The 239-nt window shown below is 41.8% G+C and carries 1 pseudogene; it reads left to right on the forward strand.

Going from position 1 to position 239, the window contains the following annotated elements:
- Positions 1–239, forward strand: a pseudogene (locus RRF55_RS27770) (hypothetical protein); the annotation flags it as partial.

A 239-nucleotide genomic window follows, 5' to 3' on the forward strand; every position in this document is an offset into this window, starting at 1 on the left:
TAGATAGAGCCACGCCAACTCTTTCAGCTGGAGAGTTGCAACGTTTGCGTTTAGCAACACAATTAAGTTCTATGCTATTTGGTGTAGTTTACGTACTGGATGAGCCGTCTGCTGGATTACATCCTTCAGATAGTCAGTCGTTATATAATTCTCTCGAAAAATTGAGAGATGCGGGAAATTCTGTATTTGTAGTTGAGCATGACTTAGAGCTCATGCGTCGTGCTCAATGGTTAGTGGAT

The organism is Klebsiella sp. K47 (genome assembly GCF_051858335.1).
GTDB lineage: Bacteria > Pseudomonadota > Gammaproteobacteria > Enterobacterales > Enterobacteriaceae > Klebsiella > Klebsiella pneumoniae.